This window comes from Microbacterium resistens NBRC 103078 (genome assembly GCF_001552355.1).
GTDB classification, from domain to species: Bacteria; Actinomycetota; Actinomycetes; order Actinomycetales; family Microbacteriaceae; genus Microbacterium; species Microbacterium resistens.
In genome coordinates this window covers 62063-80195 of sequence record NZ_BCRA01000013.1, presented here as the reverse complement: position 1 = coordinate 80195, position 18133 = coordinate 62063, and the positions used below count along the sequence as shown (strand labels likewise).

At 70.0% G+C, this 18133-nt stretch carries 13 protein-coding genes; 9 read left to right on the top strand and 4 right to left on the bottom strand.

Annotated elements, in window-relative coordinates:
- From MR1_RS02945 to MR1_RS02935, 3 genes are all read left to right on the top strand, one after another.
- Window positions 1-2140, top strand: a 2140-nt coding sequence (locus MR1_RS02945) for a transglutaminase domain-containing protein (RefSeq protein ID WP_157517876.1), incomplete at its 5' end; no start/stop codon positions are given.
- A gap of 228 nt (window positions 2141-2368) precedes the next feature.
- Window positions 2369-3358, top strand: coding sequence for a PLP-dependent cysteine synthase family protein (locus MR1_RS02940; protein WP_067243186.1), 990 nt, complete (start codon window positions 2369-2371; stop codon window positions 3356-3358).
- Window positions 3355-4512 carry a cystathionine gamma-synthase gene (locus tag MR1_RS02935; protein WP_067243185.1) on the top strand — a complete coding sequence of 386 codons (1158 nt, stop codon included), beginning with the start codon at window positions 3355-3357 and terminating at the stop codon, window positions 4510-4512. Before MR1_RS02940 ends, MR1_RS02935 begins: the two co-directional genes overlap by 4 nt.
- A gap of 49 nt (window positions 4513-4561) precedes the next feature.
- Here the strand turns inward: MR1_RS02935 and MR1_RS02930 are convergent, their stop codons facing one another.
- The 3 genes from MR1_RS02930 to MR1_RS02920 all read right to left on the bottom strand — a co-directional run bounded on the left by MR1_RS02930 (window position 4562) and on the right by MR1_RS02920 (window position 8648).
- The gene (locus MR1_RS02930) at window positions 4562-5530 is read right to left on the bottom strand and encodes an alpha/beta fold hydrolase (protein ID WP_217996172.1); all 969 of its coding nucleotides are present in this window, start codon (window positions 5528-5530) and stop codon (window positions 4562-4564) included.
- A gap of 122 nt (window positions 5531-5652) precedes the next feature.
- The gene (locus tag MR1_RS02925) at window positions 5653-7551 is read right to left on the bottom strand and encodes a flavin-containing monooxygenase (RefSeq protein ID WP_067243184.1); all 1899 of its coding nucleotides are present in this window, start codon (window positions 7549-7551) and stop codon (window positions 5653-5655) included.
- Complete coding sequence (locus MR1_RS02920; protein ID WP_217996171.1) at window positions 7548-8648, bottom strand: alcohol dehydrogenase catalytic domain-containing protein; 1101 nt, start codon at window positions 8646-8648, stop codon at window positions 7548-7550. Before MR1_RS02920 ends, MR1_RS02925 begins: the two co-directional genes overlap by 4 nt.
- Window positions 8649-8862: 214 nt before the next feature.
- On the opposite strand from MR1_RS02920, the gene MR1_RS02915 reads away from it, so the two are divergent.
- Genes MR1_RS02915 through MR1_RS02890 form a run of 6 tightly spaced genes read left to right on the top strand, consistent with a single transcriptional unit; the run spans window position 8863 to window position 15145 of the window.
- Complete coding sequence (locus MR1_RS02915) at window positions 8863-10455, top strand: ABC transporter substrate-binding protein (protein ID WP_084344324.1); 1593 nt, start codon at window positions 8863-8865, stop codon at window positions 10453-10455.
- 22 nt (window positions 10456-10477) lie between these two features.
- Window positions 10478-11584, top strand: a complete 1107-nt coding sequence (locus MR1_RS02910; RefSeq protein WP_217996170.1) for an ABC transporter permease — start codon at window positions 10478-10480, stop codon at window positions 11582-11584.
- Window positions 11571-12470, top strand: coding sequence for an ABC transporter permease (locus tag MR1_RS02905; RefSeq protein WP_084344323.1), 900 nt, complete (start codon window positions 11571-11573; stop codon window positions 12468-12470). Before MR1_RS02910 ends, MR1_RS02905 begins: the two co-directional genes overlap by 14 nt.
- Entirely contained in the window at window positions 12467-13495 is a 1029-nt protein-coding gene (locus tag MR1_RS02900; protein ID WP_067243194.1) for an ABC transporter ATP-binding protein, read from the top strand. Before MR1_RS02905 ends, MR1_RS02900 begins: the two co-directional genes overlap by 4 nt.
- The gene (locus MR1_RS02895; RefSeq protein WP_217996169.1) at window positions 13479-14498 is read left to right on the top strand and encodes an ABC transporter ATP-binding protein; all 1020 of its coding nucleotides are present in this window, start codon (window positions 13479-13481) and stop codon (window positions 14496-14498) included. The genes MR1_RS02900 and MR1_RS02895 overlap by 17 nt, the downstream gene beginning before the upstream one ends.
- Window positions 14495-15145 carry a TetR/AcrR family transcriptional regulator gene (locus tag MR1_RS02890; protein WP_084344322.1) on the top strand — a complete coding sequence of 217 codons (651 nt, stop codon included), beginning with the start codon at window positions 14495-14497 and terminating at the stop codon, window positions 15143-15145. Before MR1_RS02895 ends, MR1_RS02890 begins: the two co-directional genes overlap by 4 nt.
- Here the strand turns inward: MR1_RS02890 and MR1_RS02885 are convergent.
- On the bottom strand, window positions 15136-18132 hold the full coding sequence (locus MR1_RS02885; RefSeq protein WP_067243179.1) for a bifunctional [glutamine synthetase] adenylyltransferase/[glutamine synthetase]-adenylyl-L-tyrosine phosphorylase: 2997 nt from the start codon (window positions 18130-18132) through the stop codon (window positions 15136-15138). The genes MR1_RS02890 and MR1_RS02885 overlap by 10 nt on opposite strands.
- Window position 18133 lies beyond the last annotated feature (1 nt).

Here is an 18133-nt window from a genome sequence, read left to right as displayed (position 1 = left end):
GGGGTCCGGGCCTTCGCCCGCCGCGCAGGGTCCCGCCCGCACGGAAGGCGCGCCGTCGGCGCCCCGTCGAAGGCGGAAGAAGGTCGGACTCATCGTCGGGATCGCCTCCGTCGCCGTGGTCGCGCTGGTGGCGACGGTCGCGGTCGTGATGGTGCGTGGCCTCGGTGCGCCGAGCAGCGCACTGCCGACGCAGGCCACGAAGGCCGAGGGCCGCGCCGTCGCGGTGACCGCTCCCCTGACCGGGCTCGATCGCGACGAGCCGCTCACCTTCCCCGCCTCGTACGATTTCGACGCGGAGACGATGACGAGGGGCTCCGACGCGACCGACGTCGGCTGGGCGTTCGAAGTGTTCCTCGACCCGACGCTCACCAAGCGCGGTGATCTCATCGTCGGCCAGAGCAGGCCGGGTGACGACCTGCGGATCTGGCCGAGCGAGAGCCGTGAGCTTCGACGCGTGGATGACGAGACGGTGTCGGTCGACGTGATGTCCGACGACGCCGACCACGGGACGTGGGGGCTCGAGCCGGAGTACTACCTCGTGCGGCACGTCGACGAGCACGGCGAGCCGCTCGAGACCCCCGTGGTCACGAAGTTCTCCGCCGCGCCCAGCCCGATCGCCGCACCTCGCGTGCGGGTCGACTCGGAGGACGCCACCGGCGACCTTCAGCTCTCCTGGTCGCCGGTGCCCGGGGCGACGGAGTACATCGTCGTCGGCAGCCACGAGCAGACCTCGAGCGACGACGGCACCGGGTTCCGTCAGTACGAGGTGCTCGGCACGACCGACGAGCTCACCTGGTCCAGCGCCGAGCTGGAGCAGCTGGGCCGTGCCAGCAGGCAGAACTCCTATCTGGAGCTGTTCGACGGGCAGTCCGCCGACTCGATCCTCGGACTCGGGGACCTGTCCACCCTGTCCTTCGTCCACTCCGGCTACCGCTGGGGCGTGATCGCCTCGAACGGCACCGACCGCTCGAGCATCGGCGACGCGGATGCGAACTCCCTCATGGAGACGCTGCCGTACGAGACGGCGACGTTCTCGATGGGTCAGAGCATCTTCCGGCCGGAGGAACTGCCGACGCTGACGACCCGCTTCGCGTTCACGAGTCTGGACGGACAGATCCGTGAGACCCAAGCGGTCATCCCCGAAGGCGGAGTCGTTCCCGCCCAGCACGTGCCCGGCGCGATCGACGTCCACATCCAGGGCATGGGCACCAAGCTCGACTGGACGGCGACACTGGTCACACCCGATCCGTCCTTCGACGCCGAGGCGTTCCGGGTGGACTACAACGCCCGGGCGGCCGCCGCGGCGCCCGCCACGGGCGGCGCCGCACCCATCGTGAAGACGCTGGAGCAGGTCAAGGAGGACGTGAAGCCGAAGACGGAGCCGGCGGCGGTCGACTATCCGGTCTACGGATCCGACGAGTTCGTCCGCTTCCTCGCAGGCCACTTGATCAACGGGACCGCAGACATCGACGTGACCGAGTACGCCAACGCCCCGGGGGCGCAGACGGTCGCTGATGCGTTCTTCGAGGCGGAGACGCAGAACCCGTACGCTCTCGACGTGCGCAGCTACTCGTACGACACCCGCTGGAAGGGCGACAAGAGCGTGGTGCACGTGGAGTACAGCATGAAGAGCGCAGAGCGCGAGCGCCTGCAGCAGCTCACCAAGAGCTGGGTCGAGCAGACGGTCGCGGCGGTCGCGCCCGAGGGGATGTCTCCGCGGGACAAGGCCATCGCGCTGAACGACTTCCTCGCTGCCAACACGGAGTACGACCGCGCGGCGCTGGAGGCGAGCGACGACGAGCGCGACATCATCTACTCCTACGCCTGGCGGGTCGACGGCGTCATCGAACACGGCGCGGTCGTCTGCGGCGGTTACGCCACCGCCTACAGCGCTCTCATGAACGCCGCGGGGGTGCCCACCGTCTACGTCAGCGGAACCGTGCTCTCGGGCGGACGGCATGCCTGGAACAAGGTGCAGGTCGACGGAGCCTGGTACGCCGTCGACACCACCTGGAACGACTCCGCGGATCCGAATCGCTACCTCCTGATCCCGGACTCGGGCTTCACCGGCGACGCGCAGCGCACCGAGGACGCCTATTGGATCCGCGACGACCTGCAGTCCGCCTACCGGACCCCCTGAGCTCGGACGCTGACCGTCGGTTTTCCCCCTCCATCGCGACTCGCGGCCGCCGGAGAGTTCTCTGTTACGGCGATTGTTTCGGCGGGGAGGACGACATCGCCGGCGTCGGGATAGCATCTCCCCGTGGCCCTGACCTGTCGTTGTCGTTCCTGAGCGCGTTCCGCGCCTCTTCGACGACCTCAGACCACTTCGCGCAACCCCTGCGCCCCGTCCGTTCAGGAACCCACCGTGCGCTACGCCGCCCACGTCGCCGACCTCGTCGGCGCCACTCCCCTCGTCCGACTGTCCGCCGTGACCGCGGGACTGTCCGCCACCGTCCTCGCCAAGGCGGAGTACTTCAATCCCGGCGGGTCCGCCAAGGACCGCATCGCGCGATCGATCGTGGACGCCGCGGAACGCGACGGGCTGCTCCGCCCGGGCGGGACGATCGTGGAGGCCACGAGCGGCAACACGGGCGTGGGACTCGCGCTGATCGCCGTCCAACGCGGCTACCGGATGGTGTTCGTCGTCCCGGACAAGTTCGACGGCGCCAAGGTTGCGACGCTGCGCGCCTACGGGGCCGACGTCGTCGTGACACCCGCCTCGGTGCCGCCGGAGCATCCCGAGTCGTACTACTCCGTCGCCGCTCGACTGGCCCGGGAGATCCCCGGCGCGTTCCACCCCAACCAGTTCGCGAACCCGAACGGCCCGCGGGCGCACTACGAGACGACCGGACCGGAGATCTGGTCCGACACCGACGGCCGGGTCACGCATTTCGTCGCCGGCATCGGGACCGGGGGGACCATCAGCGGAACCGGCCGATACCTGAAGGAGGTCGGCGCCGGGCGGGTGCAGGTGATCGGCGCCGATCCCCACGGCTCCATCTACGCCGACGGAGGCCCGATCCACCCCTACCTCGTCGAGGGCGTGGGCGAGGACTTCCTCCCGGACACCTTCGACGCCTCGGTCGTCGACCGGTACGAACGGGTCTCCGATGCCGAGGCGTTCGCGATGACACGCCGCCTCGCCAGGGAAGAGGGCCTGCTGGTCGGAGGTTCCAGCGGCATGGCCGTGGTCGCCGCGCTGCGGGTGGCCGAGGGACTGACCAGCGACGACGTCGTCGTCGTGCTGCTCCCCGATCACGGACGCGGCTACCTGGACAGGGTGTTCGACGACGACTGGATGACCGGGCACGGGTTCGCCGTGCGCCCCGCGCACACCGAAGGAGACCGCGCATGACCATCGAAACCCGCCACACCGCCACGGCCGCCATCCACGCGGGCCAGGCCGCCGATCCGCAGACCGGGGCCGTGATCCCGCCTCTGCACCTGTCGACGACGTTCGTCCAGGACGGGATCGGCGGACTCCGCCAGGGATACGAGTACGGACGCAGCGGCAACCCCACCAGGGACGCGCTCCAGGCCCAGCTCGCCGCGCTGGAGGACGGCACGCACGCCTTCTCCTTCGCCTCGGGTCTGGCCGCGGAGGACAACCTGCTCCGGGCGGTGCTGAAGCCGGGCGACCACGTGCTGCTCGGCGACGACGTGTACGGCGGCACCTTCCGGCTTCTGTCGCGGGTCCTCGGCGCCTGGGGCGTGACCGTGCAGGTCGTCGACATGAGCTCGCTCGACGCCGTGCGCGACGCGGTCGCCGCCCGGCCCCCGCGCGTGCTCTGGGTGGAGACGCCATCGAACCCGCTGCTGCGGATCTCGGACATCGCGGCCCTCGCGGAGATCGGCCACGCCGCCGGATCGGTGGTCGTGGTCGACAACACGTTCGCGACCCCGGCCCTCCAGCGTCCGCTGACCCTCGGCGCCGACGTGGTCGTCCACTCCACGACCAAGTACCTCGGAGGACATTCCGATGTCGTGGGCGGAGCCGTTGTGCTGCGCGATGAGGAACTCGCCGCGGAGATCGGCTTCCTGCAGTATGCCGTGGGCGCCGTGTCCGGCCCGTTCGACGCCTGGCTGACGACGCGCGGGATCAAGACGCTGCCGGTGCGGATGCGTCAGCACGGCGAGAACGCTCGGACCGTGGCCGAGTTCCTGGACGCCCACCCCGGCATCGCACGCGTCTACTACCCGGGCCTGCCGTCGCATCCCGGACACGACCTGGCGGCGCGTCAGATGAGCGGCTTCGGCGGGATCGTCTCCGTGGCGCTGGGGTCCGGAGCGGCTGCCCGGCGCTTCGCGGAGTCCACCCGTGTGTTCCAGCTGGCCGAGTCGCTGGGCGGCGTAGAATCGCTCGTCAACTACCCCGATGCGATGACGCACGCCTCTGTGCGCGGCACCGACGCCGCGGTCCCCGTGGAGGTCGTCCGGCTGTCGGTCGGGCTGGAGGACCCGTCGGATCTCCTCGCCGACCTGGAGCGCGCCCTGCATCCCGCGCCGTGAGCCCGGGCCGGAGGCCACGGAGTGCGGACCAGCGCCGCCCTTCCCTCCCCTAGCCTGCGGCGGGGAACCAACGATCCAGCCATTCGAGCATGATCCGGTTCACCCCCTCCGGGTCCTCTCGCTGCGTCCAGTGCCCCGTGTCGATCATCCGGCGCTCCAGCGTCTCCACGAACTGAAGCATGCCGTCGGTGCGGTCCGGATGGCAGATCGCATCCTTTCGCGCGGCGATCAGCAGCGTCGGAACGGTTATCCGCTGCACTCGTCCGCCCGGGTGGAGCCGCTCGTTCTGGATCTGCGACGTCGCCTCCAGGCTGCGGTACCAGCCGAGAGGCCCGCCGAACCCGGTCCGCGCGAACGTCTCGGCGTAGTAGTCGAGCTCGTCGTCGTCCAGCAGCACCTCTCCCGCCCAGCCCGCCTCGTCGTCGGCGAGACGGTGGCTGTAGGCCATCGTGTCCGCGTCCTGCACGCCGGTCGTCGAAAGCGTCGTGCCGTGCCCGGCATCCCGCCGGAAGAAGAAACGGAAGGTTCGCGCGGGATCCCGTTCCATCAGTTGCTGCGCATCGGCTGTCTGGTAGTGGGCGACGTAGTTCCGCGGCCCGAAGGCGCGCTCGTTCGCGGCCAGCGGTCCCTCGACGCTGAAGCCATACGGGGTATTGAGCGTGATGACCCCGGCGACGCGCTCCGGATGCAGCTGCGGCGTGCACCAGGAGAGCATGCCCCCGAAGTCGTGCCCCACGATGACGGCGCGCTCATAGCCGGCGTCGTCGATCAGGCCGACGATGTCGGCCGTCGTCTCGCCGATGTGGAACGACTCGGGGTCCTCCGGGCCCGTCGATCGCCCGTAGCCGCGCAGATCCGGCGCCAGGACGTGGAAGCCGGCGTCGGCGAGCGGTCGGAGCTGGTGCCGCCACGACGCCGCCAGCTCCGGGAACCCATGGCACAGCACGATGCAGACGTCGCGGGTGGGCCGGGCGGGCCTCGCCTCGTAGACCGCCAGGCGCATGCCGTTCGTCTCCACGAACCGGGGCTCCGGCAGAAGCGGAAGCGTGGGAGCTCGGTCTCCGATCGATGTGTCCGGGTGAGGTGGCATCGTCATCGTTCCTTTCGTCCGTTCCCCGGTGCGCCGTCCGTGCACCGGGGTCATGAGAGCACCACGTCTTCCGGTGCCGGCTCGCGCAGACGCCTCCAGAAGTCCTCCATGGTGAACGGGTTCGCGAGGATGACCTCGCCCTTGGCGTTGCGGTAGTACGTCGTGGCTCGCGTCTCGCGCGCCCAGACGGAGTCAGCGAGGACCTCGCGGATCTCGGTCCCCCAGCGCTCCCACGCATCGCGGCGGACGTCGATGCTGCGGGCGTCGTTCTCGAAGAGCATCTGCAACGACTCGATCACGTAGTGGACGACCGTCTCGACCCCGAAGTTCTGGCCTCCGCCGTGCGAAGGGTTCGAGTGCGGGCCCGAGGTGATGAACAGGTTCGGGAATCCGGGCACCTGACACCCGTTGTAGGCGAGCGGAGAATCGCCCCAGACCTCGCGGAGGGTCTGCCCCTCGCGTCCCGTGATCGTCCAATCGGACAGGTACGTCAGGTCGAAGCCCGTCGCGTACACGATCACATCCACCTCGTGAAGCTCTCCGTCGCCGTCCACGATGCCCGTCGGGACGACCGCGCGCAGGCCACTCGTGACGAGCGTGGACGTCTCCTTCTTCAGCGTCGAGTAGTACCGGCCGGGATCGCGGACGGGACGCTTGCCGAAGGGCGCGAACCCTGGCGTGAGCTTCGCCTTCAGGTCAGGCCGATCGGCGAAGCTCGTGTCGAGGTAGTCCAGGTACAGCTGCAGAAAGCGGTCGTTCGCCTCGCTGATGGACCTGTCATGCGTCGTCGCCCAGGCCTCGTCGTAGCGGACGACGGGATAGATGGCGTCGCCGATCGGCAGGAAGGTGTGCAGTCGTGCCCAGGTCGCGTATGTCGGCAGGTGTCGCTGACGCCACAGTTCGGACGGTGTGTAGCCCTCGCGGCCGGCCGGCGACATCACCCAGTGCGGCTGCCGCTGGAACAGAGTGAGGGACGAGACCTCGTCGGCCAGGGCATCCACGATCTGGACACTCGTGCACCCCGTGCCCACCACTGCGAGGCGCTTGCCCCGGAGGTCGGCCCCGTGGTCCCAGTCGGCGGAGTGGAACCACTCCCCCTCGAAGCTGTCGATCCCCGGAACGTCCGGCAGCCGGAAACGGGTGAGGTAACCGGCGGCGGTGACCACGGCGTTCGCGGAGATCACCGTCGACGAGCCGTTCCGCGTGCCGCTGATCGTCCACTCCCCGCGGTCGTCGTCCCAGCGGAGGTCCGTCACCTCCGTGTCGAAGCGGATGTCGTCGAGGATCCCGTACGTGCGCGCGACCCTCTCCAGATAGTCCCGGAACTGCACGCCGTCGGGGTACGGGTGGGTCCAGTCGCGGTTCACCTCGAAGGAGAACGAGTAATAGCGGCTCGGCGTGTCGACGCCCACGCCCGGATAGGTGTTCAGGTTCCACACCCCTCCGAGGGACGACTGCTTCTCCAGCACCACGGCGTCGATCCCCGCCTGCTTGGCCGCGATCGCCATCGCGATCCCGGCCATGCCGGCGCCGATGATCGCCAGCCGGAAGCCGGAAGGGGCGCTCCGCGTCCGGGGGACGGTAGGGACGAAGGTCGCGAACCCCGCCTGCTCCTTGAGGAACGGCGACGATTCCGCCTCCACGGTCCATCCGACCAGAGCGCCGGCGAGCCGCGCGAACGTGTCGTCGTCGAGACGACGCCCCTGTGCGAAGTCCACGTCCGGCGGATCGGTCAGCGACTCCTCCGCCCAGGCGTGGAGCTCCTGTTCCGCGGCGGCGGGGAGGCGGGAGAGGACGCCACCCCTGGTGGGTTCGTACGTGAGCTTCGCGAGAAGCGGCTCGGCTCGGCCCATGTCGCCGGTCACGGAGACGAGGGTCGCCAGGAGGACCGCCGGGTTGACCCCGGCGAGGTGGTGGCGGAGGCTCCGCCGGTCGGTGGTCGTGGTCATCGATTCGCTTTCGTTGTGCGCGCCGTCGGCGAGGGAGTGGCCTCTCGCTCCTCGGAGCCGGAGGGATGGACGAGGATCTTCACGTGCTGCTCCGGGTCGCGGAGGTCGTCGAACGCCTGTCGGACCCCCTCCAGGTCGACGTGACCGGTGACGAGGAGGTCGGTGTCGACCCGCCCCGCGGCGAGCCGCGCCAGGGTCGTACCGTACGGGTCGCCGAGGGGTCCGGAGCCGAAGTTGATGACGAGCTGGTGCCATTGCGCGATCACGGGCACGAAGGTCTCCTCGGAGAAGGGCGACGCGACCACCTGGATGCGGGATCCTCGCGGGAGAGTCCGCACCAGCTCGTCCAGTGCTCCGGCTCGTCCGCTGCATTCGAACGCGAGAAGACGTGACGGGGAGTCCCTCAGCGCGGCGACGGGGCCTCCCTCTGTCGGCGGCGCGGCGACCCGGCTCGACCCCATGATGGAGGCGAGCGCGCGCCTGCGCGGAGACGGCTCGACGACGGTGATGTCCTCGCATCCCCGCTCCCGCAGCGCCAGGACAACGCCCAACCCGATGGTCCCGGCCCCGATCACGAGCGCCCGGTCTCCGGCCGTGTAGCCGGACCACTGCACGTGCATCTCCCCGACATGGAGGGGCTCCGCCAGTGCTGCCGTGTCGAAGGAGATCCCGTCGGGGAGGCGACGCACCCAGGTCGCATCGACGACGATCAGTTCCGCGAATCCTCCGGGGTACGCGTTCGAGTAGCCGATGATCGACGCCTTCCCCTTCCCCTGATCGGTGACGATGCCCAGGCCGGCCACCCGGTCGCCGAGCACGAGGCCTTCGACGCCGGCGCCGACCTCCTCGATCACGCCGGCGAACTCGTGACCCGGCACGACCGGGAGGGACGGGTCGAACACGGACAGGGTGTTCCCGCCCTCGCGCGAGACGCGGACGAAGCGGTCGGGGTCTCTTCGCATACTGAGGTCGCTGCCGCAGATGCCGCAGCTCTTCACGCGAACCAGGACCTGACCGGGACCGAGCGGCGGCGGAACGGAGACCTCGCGCACCTCGATCTCGCCGTTCAGGATCGTTGCGGCCCTCATCGTCGTCATCGTGACCTCCTGCTCGCGTCGTGGTCGGCGGTGTCCGGATGCGTGCCGGTCGAGACGGAATCGACGCGGCGGGGACCCGGACCTGCCGACAGCGTAGAGCAGAATCTAAATTAGTCAAACAAGTAATTCAACTACTTGACTCAATCATCTTATTGTCTATAGCGTTCCCTCTATCATCCCGGGGCATCCGCCCCGGACCGTCGGAAGGAAGAGCATGAGGAGATCGATACTGGCGGTGCTCGCCACGGCCTCGTTGGTGGTCGTCGCAGGATGCACGACAACACCCGCGGAATCGTCCTCCGACGGCGTCGTCGCCCTCGCCGGTGAGGCCCGGAACGACGGGAAGACGTGCGACGCGAGCAGGATCGGCGGTGCCGTGACGTTCGGCGCCCACACAGACGGCCCTGGCCTCGATCCGGTCGCACCGCAGGCCAATCTCGGCATGATGCAGCAGGCCGCGGTCTACGGCACGCTCATGAGGTACGACTACGACCGGGCCGCGTACGAACCGGACGTGGCGGAGTCATTGGTGGCGAGCGACGACAACGCCGAATGGACGCTCACGCTGCGCGACGGCGTCCGGTTCGGGGACGGCACGCCGCTCACCGCCGCCGCAGTGAAGTCCCACATCGAGCGGTTCTCCGACCCGGCGAACCCGTCGAACTTCAGCCCGATGATCGCCCAGATCGCAGCGATGCAGGTGCGGGACGATCGCACGCTCGTCTTCACGCTGGCCAAGCCATGGGGGACCTTCCCCTTCCTGCTCTCCGAGCAGCCCGGCATGATCGTGAACCCCGCCGTGATCGACGAGATCGGACCCGAGCAGCTGGCTCTGCAGCCGCCGCCCGCGGCGGGCGTCGGCGCCTTCGAGGTCACCCGCTATCAGGCGAACGATTCCCTCGTCCTCACGGCGAAGGACGACTGGTGGGGCGGTCCGGTCTGCATCCAGGAGCTCACGATCACGGTCACCGTGGACGGACAGACGAAGCTCGACTCCTTCAAGGCAGGTCAGAATCAGGGCTTCCTGGCCTTCGACGCCGCGGTGTCCAAGAGGATCGACGAGGACGGACTGCGCTACACCACGCTCGGCAATCCCCTGGTCGGCGCCGTCCAGATGAACGCCGCCGAAGGGCGCCCGCTCGCCGATCCGCGCCTGCGCACCGCGATCCAGGTCGGGATGGATCTCGACTCGCTCAACGAGCGCATCTACCAGGGGGTCGGCGTGCCGACGGCAGCGATCATCGATCCTGCCAGTGCTCTGGCGCCCGACGTGGAGCCGCTGACGTTCGACGCAGAGCACGCCGCCGACCTCGTCGCCGAGGCGGGCGGGGACGCCGCCTTCACCTACTCGTTGACGGCGGCGCCGATGCAGATCGAGGAGAGCATCCTCCAGGAGGCGTTCTGGGAGAACGCCGGCTTCTCGGTGACCCGTCAGGAGCAGCAGAACTCCGACCTGGTCACCGCCGTCTACGCGGACCGCAACTACGACGCCGCGCTCTGGGCGATGTCCACGGATCTGGCCTGCGTCTGGTGCGCGCTCGATGCGTTCCGCAGCGACAGTCCCGCGAACACGACCTCCTTCGCCGACCCGGAGTTCGACGCCGCCCTCGAGGATCTGCGGGCCGCGGGGACCCCGGCGGAGATCAGGGCGGCGATGAACACCGTCCAGGAGATCTGGAACGCCGCCGTTCCCATCGCCGTCAAGGGACATCTGAAGTGGGTCGTCGCGTTGGACGAGAACCTGCACGGGGTCAGATACGGCGCAGGACAGATCATCTCGTTCGACCGCGCCTACCTCGGCGAGTGACCGAGGGAACGGCAGAGCTCCCGTGTTGGTTCCCATCGTGCTGCGGGGCGCGCGTATGCTCGGCGTGCTTCTCGCGGTCTCCGTCCTCTCGTTCCTCATCGTCGACTTCATCCCGGGCGATCCCGCCGCCGCGGTGCTCGGCAGTTCGGCCACCCCGGAGCAGATCGCCCAGCTCCACGCCGAGATGGGCCTGGACCGGCCTCCGGTGACGCGATACGTCGAGTGGCTGGCCGGCGTGGTCACCGGCGATTTCGGGATGACGCTGATCCGTCCCATCGAGCCCGTCGTGGACGTCGTGGGCGCTGCCCTCCCGGTCACCGTGGAGCTCACCGTCCTGGCCATGCTCCTCAGCCTTGTCGTGGGCGTTCCGCTCGGGGCCTGGGCAGCGGCCCGCTCCGGGACGCGGACCGACACCGCGATCACGCTGTCCGCCTTCGCCGCCCTGGCTATTCCGGTCTTCGTCATGGGGGTGATCGTGATCCGGCTGTTCGTCTTCCTGCCGGATGTCGTCGCCAGCGGGGCGATGATCGTCGGAGGGCTCGGAAGCGCCTTGCTCGTCATCGGCGCGCTCCGTCGGCGCGTCCCGGTCCCCGCCGGCGGATGGGCGCTCCGTCTGCTCCCCGCCGCGGTGGGGATCCTGGTGTTCCTCACGGCGCCGGAGTTCCCGCGGCAGGGCTGGGTGCGGCTGAGCGACGGGTGGGCGGCCAACCTCCAATCCGCCTTCCTCCCCGCGCTGACCCTCGCGCTCGGAATCATCCCGGTCTTCATCCAGCTGCTGCGCGTCGACATGGCGCAGACCCTGCAGCAGGACTTCATCCTCATCGCCCGGGCGAAGGGCCTGTCCGAGCAGCACGTGGTCGTCCGGGAGGCGTTGCGTCCCTCGCTGTTCTCCCTGGTCACCGTGGCCGGCCTCGTCACCGGCGGCCTGCTCGGCGGCAGCGTCGTGGTCGAGACGATGTTCGGACTCCCCGGGCTCGGCCGCGTGATCGTGCAGGCGATCCAGGCCAAGAACTACCCCGTCGTCCAGGTCGGTGTCCTCGTCGTCGCCGCGATCTTCCTGGCGATCAACGTCGTCGTCGACATCGCGTACCACCTTCTCGAACCGAGGATCCGTCGTGCCCACCACTGATCGCGCCACCATCGTCACCGCGCGCCCCCTCGGACCCGCCTCCGGCAGCGCCCGACGGCCTCGGCCGCTGCAGAGGATCCGGTGGAGCATCGTGCTCGCCGCCGGGTGGCTCGCCCTCCTCGTCGTCGTGGCCGCCACCGCAGATCTGCTGCCGCTGTCCGAGGGCCGGGACCCCTCCCGCACGCTGAGCGTGGTCGCGATGGCTCCGCCCACCCTGATCGGCGCCCATCCCCTGGGCACGGACGCGCTCGGTCTCGACATCCTTGCTCAGCTGATCTACGGAGCCCGCGTCTCGATCACGGTCGCCGTCGGCGCCACCGCGCTCGCTCTCCTCCTGGGGGCGATGCTGGGCATGACCGCGGGATACGCCCGCGGACCCGTCGATCAGATCATCGGCTTCGTCACGGACGTTCTGCTCTCCTTCCCCGGATTGATCCTGCTGCTCGCGATGGCGACGTTCCTCCGTCCGAACACCGCCAACGTCACGGTGGCGCTGGGGATCCTCGCGCTGCCCGGCTACGTGCGCCTGGCTCGGTCGAACACGCTCGCCATCGCCTCTCGGGAGTTCGTCACCGCGTCCCGTGCCCTGGGCGCCGGCGCCGTGCGAATCCTCGTCCGAGGCGTCCTGCCCCACCTGGTTCCGACGCTGCTGTCCTACGGCTTCCTCGCCATGAGCTTCCTCATCGTCGCCGAGGCGTCGCTGAGCTACCTCGGCCTGGGGATCCAACGCCCCGATCCGACCTGGGGCAACCTCATCGCGACCGGACAGGCTCACCTCGAGACGCACCCGGGGCTGGTCGCGATTCCCGCCGCGGCCCTCTTCCTCACGGTCGCCTCGGCGAACGCCCTGGGCCAATGGCTCTCATCACGGAGGGGACCGGCATGACCCGTCTGCTCGCGGTCCGGGATCTGGTCCTGGAGATCGACACCCCGAGAGGCCCGGTGCGCCCTGTCGACGGAGCCGCGCTGGACTGCGCACGAGGAGAGCTGGTCGGGATCGTCGGGGAGAGCGGCAGCGGCAAGAGCATGCTCGTCCGCTCGATCATGGGGCTGCTCCCGCCGGGTTCGCGACTCGCGGACACCGGCTCCATCGTGTTCGACGGCCAAGAGCTCATCGGGGCCGACGCCCGGCGACGACGGGCGCTGTGGGGTCGCCGCATCGCCCTCATCCCGCAGGATCCGGTCACCTCGCTGAACCCGGTGAAGCGGGTCGGCACCCAGATCACCGACGCCCTGCGCCGGGTCGGCGGGATGGGCCGGTCCGAGGCCCTCGCACGGGCCGCCGAGTTGCTGCGCGATGTCGGCGTGTCCGATCCGCGCGCTCGCCTCTCGCTTTATCCGCATGAGATGTCCGGCGGGATGCGCCAGCGCGTGCTGATCGCGATCGCGCTGGCGAACGCGCCCGATCTCATCATCGCGGACGAGCCCACCACCGCCCTCGACGTGACCATCCAGCGCCAGATCCTCGATCTGATCGACGACCTCCGCCGGAGCCGGAACATCGGCGTTCTTCTCATCAGCCACGATCTCTCGGTCGTCGCCGCACGGAGCGACCGCGTCCTGGTCATGTACGGCGGCCGACTCGTCGAATCCTTGCCGAGCCGTCATCTCGCCGTCGCGGCCAGACACCCGTACACCCGAGGACTGCTCACGAGCCATCCGGGCATCGACGGACGCCCCGGCGCCGAGCTCGCCACCATCCCCGGCGAGCCGCCCGACATCTCGGCGCGCGCTGCCCGGGGATGCCCTTTCGCCCCGAGATGCACGGCGCGAACGTCCCGGTGCGACCAAGAGATGCCGGACCTCATCTCCCTCTCCCCGGACACGGAGCATTTGCTCGCGTGTCATCACCCCGCCGAAGTCATGACCGGCTCCGCCGATGCGAAGGACAGCGATGAGCACGCCCGATGACGACCTGCTCCGGATCCAAGGGCTGGATGTCGCCTTTCCGACCAAGCACGGGACCGTCCATGCGGTGAGCGACGTCTCGTTCGCGATCCGGCGCGGCGAGACGCTGAGCCTGGTCGGCGAGAGCGGATCCGGGAAGTCGACGATCGCGAGAGCGATCCTGGGCCTGCTGCCGCAGACCCGTGGGTCGATCACGTTCGCCGGCGCGCAGCTCGTCGGGATGCCCCGGAGATCGTTGCGTCGGATCCGTCCCCGGATGCAGATCATCCTCCAGGATCCGATCGCCTCGCTGAATCCCCGACGCCGGGTCACCGATATCGTCGGCGAAGGGCTGGATATCTGGCCGGATCGCGTCAGGTCGACGCGACGGCAGGACGTCGATGCCGCGCTGCGGGAGGTCGGCTTGAATCCGGAGGTCGTGGCCGATCGGCGCCCCAGCGGCTTCTCCGGTGGACAGTGCCAACGCCTGGCGATCGCCCGCGCCCTCGTCCTGCGACCCGAGTTGCTCGTCTGCGACGAACCGGTGTCCGCCCTGGACGTCTCGGTCCAGGCCCAGATCCTCAACCTGCTCCGCTCCCTGCGTCAGACTCATGCCCTCACCATGCTCTTCATCTCTCACGACCTCGGGGTCGTGAAGAACATCAGCGACCGCGTCATGGTGCTGTATCTCGGCAAGGTCTGTGAGGTGGCGCGCACCGAGGAACTGTTCCGCAGGCCGAGGCATCCCTATACCCGCCTGCTCTTGGAGTCCGTCCCGACGATGGAGCCGGCACGCGCGCACTCTCGCGATCGCGCCGTGTCGGACCTCCCCTCGCCTCTCTCGCCGCCGAGCGGGTGCCGTTTCCGCACGCGCTGCGCCTGGGCCACAGAGATCTGCGCACGCGAGGAGCCCGGACTGCGCGAGAGCGGTGCGGGCGGACTCGTCGCCTGTCACCACGCGGAGAAGCTCGACCCGACGACGCCGAGCACGACCGCGCCCGTCCCGAGGCGGGAGGTGACGCCATGAGCCGGCGACCGGGGACCGAAGGACGGGACCTGCTGGTGACGGCAGCGTCCCGGCTCTTCGCCCGTGACGGCATCGATGCGACCTCGATCCGCGCGGTCAACCGCGAGGCCGGACTCGGTCCGGCCTCTGTCCACTACCACTTCGGGACCAAGGAGAACCTGATCGACGCGGTGCTCGACGCGGTCGGGGAAGAAGTCGTGGCGGACATCCTGGCGCGCGCCGAGACACTCGCCGGCGCGGCGGCGAGACCCACAGCACGGGATGTGATCACCATGATCACCGAACCGCACGTCATCCTGCTCCGGCGACATGGCGCCCGTGGTCTCGAATGGCTCAAGATCGTCGACCAGCTCTTTCTCTTCGATCGACAACGGCTGTGGAACGAGCGGGCCTACCAGGCGAGCATCGTCGCCGCGCAGCGCGCGTTCCCCTCCGCCGACACCGACGACGTCAGCAACGCCCTGAGCATCGCCGTGAAGCTCTTCGTCGGGCAGATGGCGAAGCGCGAGGATCCTTCTCCTGCGCGGCCCCTTCCTGCCACGGAGGACGAGATCGACTTCCTCGTGAACTTCCTCAGCGGAGGCCTCGCGCGGGTCCTGGATCCACAGGGCGGCCCGACTCCGCCGATCGGCCTGGATCAGCCGTAGAAGAGCTGCTCGAAGACGCGCCGCGCCCGGCGGGTCACCGCGAGGTACTCCTCCTCCACCGGGCCCGCCGAGCGCTCGGGATAGCCGAGGATGCGCCCCACGCCGTCGAGCTCCCGGACATCGACGGGGAGGACGTCGCGGGTCTGACCGGTCAGGAGCGTCATCGCCGAGCGTAGACGGCTCGACAGCAGCCACGCCTCACGCAGCCGCTCCCCCGCTTCGCGCGGGACGAGGCCCGTCTCCACGGCGGCCTCCAGGGCCTGCATCGTGGACGTGGTGCGCAGGCCCGGCACCTCGTGCGCGTGCTGAAGCTGAACGATCTGCACGAGCCACTCGACATCGCTGAGCGTGCCCGGCCCGAGCTTGAGGTGACGACGCGGGTCCACCCCCTGCGGCAGGCGCTCGCCCTCGACCCGTGCTTTGATCCGCTTGATCTCGCGGAGCGACGCGAGATCGAGCTGCGCGGGGTAGCGGACCGTGTCCGCCAGCTCCTCGAAGCGGCGGATGAGTTTGGCGCTCCCCGCGATCCCGCGCGCCCGCAGCAGCGCCTGCGACTCCCACGAGAGCGACCAGCGCCGGTAGTACTGCGCGTACGCGTCGAACGACCGGGCCACAGGGCCGTTTCGTCCTTCGGGACGGAGGTCCGCGTCGAGGTCGAGAGGCACCCGTTGGTCCGCCAGGTGCTCGCGGAGCCCGGCGACGATCTTCACCGCGTACCGCTGCGCACGCTCAGGGTCGATCCCGTTCGCGTCGTAGACGTACAGCACGTCCGCGTCCGAGCCGAATCCCAGCTCCGCACCGCCGAAACGCCCCATGGCGATCACCGAGAAGTCGAGCGCGTCGTCCTCCGGGGAGACGACCTCGCGCCGCACCGCGCGCAGCGCCGCCTGGATCGTCGCCTCCGTGATGGCGGTGAGGGCGGCCGCTACTTCGTCGATGCGAAGGACGTCCAGCACCGCGCCCATCGCCGTGCGCAGCAGTTCCCGGCGCCGGAGCGAGCGAACGGCGCGCAGCGCCGGCGTGATGGACTCATGCCGCGTCTGGATGGCCCGCGCCTCCTCGTCCAGCGCCGCCGCGCTGCGCGGCCGCAGGAGCTCGGTGCTGTCGAGCCACGCGACCGACTCGGGGATCCACTCCATCAGCTCGCCGACGTATCGTGAGGACGACAGCAGGCGGGTGAGGCTCTCGGCGGCGCCCGATGAATCGCGCAGCATGCGCAGGAACCAGGGTGTGTCCCCGAGCCGCTCGCTGATCCGCCGGAACGCGATCAGGCCGTAGTCGGGATCGCTCCCGTCGGCGAACCAGCGCACCATGACCGGCATGAGGTGACGCTGGATGGTCGCCTTGCGGCTGATCCCCGTCGTGAGGGCGCCGATGTGCCGCAGCGCCCCCGCGGGGTCCCGGAAGCCGATCGCCGCCAGTCGGTCGTGGGCCTGCTCGGTCGACAGCGACCGCTCCTCCGCGGGGAGCCCGGCCACGGCGCTCAGCAGCGGCCGGTAGAAGAGCCGGGTATGCAGGTCGCGCACTTCCCGGCGCACGTCCTCCCAGCGCGCCCATACCCCTTCCGCGGTGTCCGCGACCCCGGTCGCGCGCGCGAGGACGCGGAGTCCCGCCGGCGTGCGCGGCATGAGATGCGTCCGCTGCAGGTCGCGCAGCTGCAGCCGGTGCTCCAGGAGCCGCAGCGTGCGGTAGTCCTGGCCGAACGTGGCCGCCTCCGCCCTGCCGATGTATCCGCCCACGACGAGGGCGTCGAGAGATTCGAGGGTGCCGCGCGTGCGCAGCGACGGGTCCGTGAGCCCATGCACGAGCTGCAGGAGCTGGACTGTGAACTCGATGTCCCGCAGGCCCCCGGGGCCGAGCTTGATCTGGTACGGCACATCGTCCGCAGCGATGTGCTCGGTCACGCGCTCGCGCATGCGCTGCACGCTGCCGACGAAGTCCTCACGCGCGGCGCTCGACCAGATCTTGGGCTGCACGGCCGCGAGGTACTCCCGACCGAGCTGCGGGTCGCCTGCCGCCGGCCGCGCCTTCAGCAGCGCCTGGAACTCCCAGCTCTTCGCCCAGCGATCGTAGTACGCGAGGTGCGAGCCGAGGGAGCGGACGAGAGCGCCCTGCTTGCCCTCCGGCCGCAGCGCCGCGTCCAGTTCCCAGAGCGGGGGCTCGGCCCCGATCCCCGAGACCGCGCCCGTCATCTCGCGGGCCAGGCGCGTCGCGACATCGATGGCCCGCGCCTCGGGGACGGCGTCCTCGTCGGCGGTCCCCGCGACGAAGATGACATCCACGTCGCTGATGTAGTTCAGCTCCTGCGCACCGGTCTTCCCCATCGCGATCACCGCGAGCCTCGTCGCCGCGACCTCCTCGGACGTCACGCGCACCCGTGCCGACGCGGACTCGGCGACCACGGCGGCCCGGGCGATCGCGAGACCGGCCTCCAGCGCTGCGTCCGCTGCGTCCGCCAACGCCCGCGCCACGACCGGTATGAACGCGACGGGATCCGTCGACGCGAGGTCGACGGAGGCGATCTCCGCGAGCGCTCGCCGGTAGGCCACCCGCAGCGCGATCCGCGCGGCGGCGTCGCCGCTTCGCGCGACCCCGTCCTCGGCGCCGACCGCGGCGAGGAACCGGGACCGCAGCGCATCCGCCGTCGGCACGGCGACCGGCGGGGACGCGAGGACGTCGAGCTCGGCGGGACGACGCTCGAAGAACCGGGCGAGCCCCGTGGATGCGCCGAAAAGCCGCCAGACCCCGGGCCGCGCGTGCGGGTCCCGCAGCAGGCGCGCGACGCCCTCCGGATCGCGACGGGCCACCCGCAGGAGCCCGGCGACGGCCTCGTCGGGATCGGCCGCGGAGAACCCGTCGAGGAGGGTGATCCGGTCCACGCCGGTCGTCGCCGACAGATCGCTCAGCGCCGCAGCGGCCGCGGACAGATCGTCGAACCCCAGCCGGGCGAGCGCCGACAGCGAGACGGAGGCATCCGGACGGGGCATG

Coding starts and splice junctions, on each gene's coding strand:
- MR1_RS02915 (WP_084344324.1), top strand. CDS start 8,863: ATGAGGAGATCGATACTGGCGGTGCTCGCCACGGCCTCGTTGGTGGTC.
- MR1_RS02925 (WP_067243184.1), bottom strand. CDS start 7,551: ATGACCACGACCACCGACCGGCGGAGCCTCCGCCACCACCTCGCCGGG.
- MR1_RS02890 (WP_084344322.1), top strand. CDS start 14,495: ATGAGCCGGCGACCGGGGACCGAAGGACGGGACCTGCTGGTGACGGCA.
- MR1_RS02920 (WP_217996171.1), bottom strand. CDS start 8,648: ATGACGACGATGAGGGCCGCAACGATCCTGAACGGCGAGATCGAGGTG.
- MR1_RS02935 (WP_067243185.1), top strand. CDS start 3,355: ATGACCATCGAAACCCGCCACACCGCCACGGCCGCCATCCACGCGGGC.
- MR1_RS02900 (WP_067243194.1), top strand. CDS start 12,467: ATGACCCGTCTGCTCGCGGTCCGGGATCTGGTCCTGGAGATCGACACC.
- MR1_RS02895 (WP_217996169.1), top strand. CDS start 13,479: ATGAGCACGCCCGATGACGACCTGCTCCGGATCCAAGGGCTGGATGTC.
- MR1_RS02885 (WP_067243179.1), bottom strand. CDS start 18,132: ATGCCCCGTCCGGATGCCTCCGTCTCGCTGTCGGCGCTCGCCCGGCTG.